General features: G+C 45.4%; 4 protein-coding genes. All 4 read left to right on the top strand.

The genetic code is table 11. The features are described 5' to 3' along the window. Nucleotides 1-951 (top strand): DUF362 domain-containing protein (locus LG34_RS11300; protein WP_109216145.1); only part of this gene is annotated, 951 nt, incomplete at its 5' end. 79 nt (nt 952-1030) lie between these two features. After that, a complete protein-coding gene (locus LG34_RS11295; protein WP_109216144.1) occupies nt 1031-1981 on the top strand; it encodes a hypothetical protein in 951 nt (316 codons plus the stop codon). Nucleotides 1982-1992: 11 nt separating this feature from the next. Continuing rightward, nucleotides 1993-2691, top strand: a complete 699-nt coding sequence (locus LG34_RS11290) for a response regulator transcription factor (RefSeq protein ID WP_109216143.1) — start codon at nt 1993-1995, stop codon at nt 2689-2691. A gap of 3 nt (nt 2692-2694) precedes the next feature. Further along, nucleotides 2695-4722 (top strand): sensor histidine kinase, encoded by a 2028-nt coding sequence (locus LG34_RS11285; protein ID WP_109216142.1) that lies wholly within the window; start codon nt 2695-2697, stop codon nt 4720-4722. Nucleotides 4723-4785 lie beyond the last annotated feature (63 nt).

The following is a 4785-nucleotide window of genomic DNA, read 5'->3' as shown; positions in this document are numbered from 1 at the left end:
GTCATTGCAGATATCGTAAAAGAGCAGGGTGGAAAACCATTCCTGACAGACTGCAATACTTTATATGTAGGAAGCCGTAAAAATGCAGTAGATCATCTGGAGACGGCTTACATGAATGGATTTACCCCATATGCAACCGGATGTCCAGTGATCATCGCAGACGGACTGAAAGGTACCGATGAGGCATTAGTTCCAGTGGACGGCGAATATATCAAAGAAGCAAAAGTAGGACGTGCGCTGATGGATGCAGATATTCTGATCTCCCTGACTCATTTCAAAGGTCATGAGGCAACCGGTTTTGGCGGTGCTATCAAAAATATCGGTATGGGCGGCGGTTCCCGTGCAGGTAAAATGGATCAGCACAGCGCCGGAAAACCATATGTACGCCGCAGACTCTGTGTAGGTTGTGGTATGTGTACAAGAGTCTGTGCCCATAGTGCGATCACCATTGATGAACGCAAGGCAGAGATCAATCATGAAAAATGTGTCGGATGTGGAAGATGCGTCGGTGTCTGTCCGAAAGATGCAGTCACACCGGAATTTTCTGAGTCCAACGATATCTTAAACTGCAAAATGGCAGAGTATACACTGGCAATCTGCAAAGACCGTCCGTGTTTCCACATTTCACTGATCTGCGATGTGTCACCGAACTGCGACTGCCATGCGGAAAATGACCGTCCGATCATTCCAAACGTCGGTATGCTGGCATCCTTTGATCCGGTCGCTCTTGATATGGCGTGTGCAGATCTGTGCAATCAGCAGCCGGTACTTTCAAACAGTGTGCTGGCAGAGAATATGGAGCAGCATAAGCATGAGCATGGTGACTGCGACTGTGAGCATGGACATGATCATTTCTATTTCACACATCCGGATACCAACTGGAGAAGCTGCATTGAGCATGCGGTAAAAATAGGACTTGGTACGGATCAGTATGAATTGATCGAAGTATAAAAAGAGCATTGTGATCTGAAGAACAGAGCGTTTTAACTGGATGTTGAACAGCTACATGCCAGATTGAGAAAAATGCGATTTGGGAAAGGAAAAAGAAGAAGGAGAAACAAAGGAAAGCATGAGTCCACAGGATAAAGTAGAGCGGGTGTTAAAGGAGATTCATGTCACTTTTTCCAAAAGTGAGATGATGGACGGACATCCGGATAAAGTAATTATCGACCGAAAGAAATTTCTGGGATTGCTGGATCGTCTGAATCAGGGGATTTACGATATGATGGATCAGTACGAGCAGACACGTCAGAGCCGGAACAACGCGGAGCGGGCATTCCGCAAAAAGGGCGATGAGATCATTGAGGCGGCAAATGCCAATGCGGAGGATGTGTACGCAGCATCTGTTATTTACACTGCGGATATGATCGGAGCTATCCGTGATCTGATGGATCAGACCAACGATTCCATGAATGATCTGTTTATGCAGTTTAAAAAAGATCTGCGGGAGCAGAAGGACAAGCTGCAGTCCCATGAAAATGAATTGCAGGGACAGCTTGCAGACCTGGCAGATACGAAGAAATACCTGTCTATTATTGATGATATCAATCGTCAGCGGGCACGGAAAAACCGCGATCTGGAGGCAGAAAAAGAGGCTGGTGTACAGTATGCCCGAAATATGATGTATATTCCGCCATCCGAACCTGACATTAAAGTAAACGAGCAGTACTTTGAAAACTCCGGAACAAAGAGACCGGAGGATATCTTATCGGATGGGGCACCGGCAGAAAAACCGGATATCAAGATCAATACCGATGCGGCTTATTTTAAGTGGAAAGCCAGTCAGGAGGCACAGCAGGCAGAGCCGGAAACAGAAACTCAGGAACATCCGAATCCGGAATTTCCGGATGAAGCGTCTATACGCCGTGCGGTACTGGAGGACGAGTTTGCACAGGAACAGGAGCAGCATCCACATCGGAAAAAAGAAAAACGGGATGCAAGTTCCATTTTAAAAGATCTGATTTTCGGTAAAGAAGAATAGGAGGGATTCCCTTGAACAATATTTTAGTATGCGATGATGACACTTCCATCGTTGATTCCATTGAAATTTATCTGCAGCAGGAAGGGTATCAGGTTTTTAAGGCATATGATGGCGTGCAGGCGCTGGAAGTGCTGAAAAAAGAAGATATTCAGCTGGTGATCATCGATGTGATGATGCCGCGTTTAGATGGAATCCGTGCAATTTTAAAAATTCGTGAAGAAAGTAACATGCCGATCATTGTTCTGTCTGCAAAGACCGCAGATTCGGATAAGATTCTGGGCTTGAATGTAGGAGCGGACGATTATGTGTCGAAACCGTTTAATCCTCTGGAGCTGGTGGCGCGGGTAAATTCCCAGATGCGCCGTTATACAAAGCTTGGAAATGCAACCGAATCCAGCAAAGTATTTCAGACGGGCGGACTTGCCATCAACGATGATCTGAAGGAAGTAACTGTGGACGGGCAGAACGTGCGTCTGACACCGATCGAATACAATATTTTACTGCTCCTAGTGAAAAATCAGGGCAAAGTATTTTCCATCAACCAGATTTATGAGAGCATCTGGAATGAGGAAGCCATCGGCGCAGACAATACCGTAGCGGTACATATCCGTCATATCAGAGAAAAAATTGAGATTAATCCAAAAGATCCTCAGTACCTGAAAGTAGTTTGGGGTGTTGGATACAAGATTGAGAAAATAGAACCGAGGTAGTCGATGGAACAGAACAGAAAGCGTTATTCATCTCTGGCAAAGGCGATTGTGATCGGTCTGCAGATGATCGCGGCGGTGCTGGCTTCGGTCAGCATTGTGCTGTTCAGCACCTGTGTCAATCAGAATATGCTGAATATGGGAGATCTGCAAAATTCCTCTTTTGTGGAATCCGGATATTTTGAGCGTACCTTTTCAAAACAGATGCTGCAACTGTTGGATTATCTGAACCTGAAGGAGCAGTTTGAGACAGATGGCGTTTATGATGAAAATCGTCCTGAAACAGTGAATGCTTCTCAGGAGCGGATCTCAGATTACAAAATCTACAACAACAAATACGATCAGAATAATACCAATGTGTATTACTGGCTTGGAGATCTGAAAGATGGCACATATGTGACCAATATGCATGATGTTGAAAAACAGGAGGATGCTTATGAGAAAGCAGTCAATTATGGTCGGTATCTGAGCTATAACAACAAAACCTTCCGTTTTGAGACGAATATCGGTGGAATTGAAAACAATTATTATCAGAATATGGCGCAGTATAATGAGCTGCAAAAAGGCGATTATACGCTGATCGTTGCCGTGGATGTGAACTTTCCACAGGAAGATGATCTTGCGGTGGCAAAACGGGAATTTGACAAATTATTCCCATGGGCGCAGCGGAGCCTTGTACTGGCAGCAGTTGGTCTTATCGTCTGGTTAGTGGGACTGTGTTATATGACCGTGGCAGCTGCAAAACGAAGTGAGGATAAGGAAATTCATCTGGCAAATTTTGATAAGCTGCGGACGGAAATCCCGATTGCCCTGCTATTTGTATTCAGTGTGGCATTGGCGGCACTTGGCATGCGGGTACATCATCAGGATTACGGTGTCATGGGGCGCATGGTAATCGTTGGTACGTTTACGGTACTGGGCGACTGTGCATTTATGGGAATGTACTTAAGTCTGGTGCGCCGTGTCAAAGCGGATACGTTTTTTGAAAACAGTTATCTGCACTGGTTGATCGTCAACCTGAAGGATACCCTGCATAACCGTTATCTTGGGAACAGAATGACTCTGGTCATCTGGGGAATTGTACTGGCAAATGTTGTAGTCGCATATCTGGCATTTCACTGTGGATTTATCTGGGCATATATTTTGCTGATCATATTCCTGCTGTTTACGCTGATCTATTTTTCACAGCGTGTCATTCAGCGGCGGAAAATATTGGAAGGAATTGATCAGATCACGCAGGGAAAATTTGATTATAAACTGAATCTGGAAGAGTATCAGGGAGACGAATATCAGCTGGCAGAGGGCATTAACCATATCAGCGAAGGTCTGGCAAATGCTATTGGTGAGAGTGTGCGGGATGAGCGCATGAAAGCAAATATGATCACAAATATTTCCCATGATATCAAGACACCGCTGACTTCCATCATCAATTATATTGGTCTGCTGCGCCGGGAAAAAATCGATAACCCGAATGCAGAATCGTATATTGAAGTGCTGGAATCCAAAGCGATGCGGTTAAAACAGCTGATGGAAGATCTGGTGGATGTATCACGTATTTCCTCCGGTAATGTGATCTTACAGATGGATGACATCGATCTGGTGGAACTGGTGCGTCAGACCGGTGGTGAATTTAACGAGAAACTGGAGCAGAAAGGCTTAAACGTGATCAGTAAGTTCCCGAAGGAAGCGGTGATGATCTATGCAGACGGACGGCAGCTGTGGCGTGTGATCGGAAACCTGTATAACAATACGTCAAAATATGCGATGCCGGATACCCGCGTGTATGTGGAAGTGGCAAAGGATGGTTACGAAGCATCTTTTACTATGAAAAACATATCGGAAAAACTGTTGAATGTGGATGCGGATGCACTGGCAGAACGGTTTGTACGGGGGGATGAATCCCGCAGCACCGAAGGAAGCGGTCTGGGACTGTCTATTTCAAAAATGCTGACCGAACTGATGGGAGGCAAATTTGAGATCAGTCTGGAGGATGATCTGTTCCGGGTGAAAGTTACGTTTCGGTGTAAAGAATAGCCGGAGTAAACCTATAAAAATTCAAGAATGCTCCGGCATTCTTGTTGCGAGGTGCGCGTCATG

The organism is Eubacterium ramulus, from assembly GCF_003122485.1.
Lineage (GTDB): Bacteria > Bacillota > Clostridia > Lachnospirales > Lachnospiraceae > Eubacterium_I > Eubacterium_I ramulus_A.
The sequence above is the reverse complement of the archived record's forward strand: the minus strand, read 5'-3'. Positions and strand labels throughout refer to the sequence as shown.

Excerpts from the sequence above, each read along its gene's own strand:
- LG34_RS11285 (WP_109216142.1), top strand. The coding sequence starts at position 2,695 with ATGGAACAGAACAGAAAGCGTTATTCATCTCTGGCAAAGGCGATTGTG.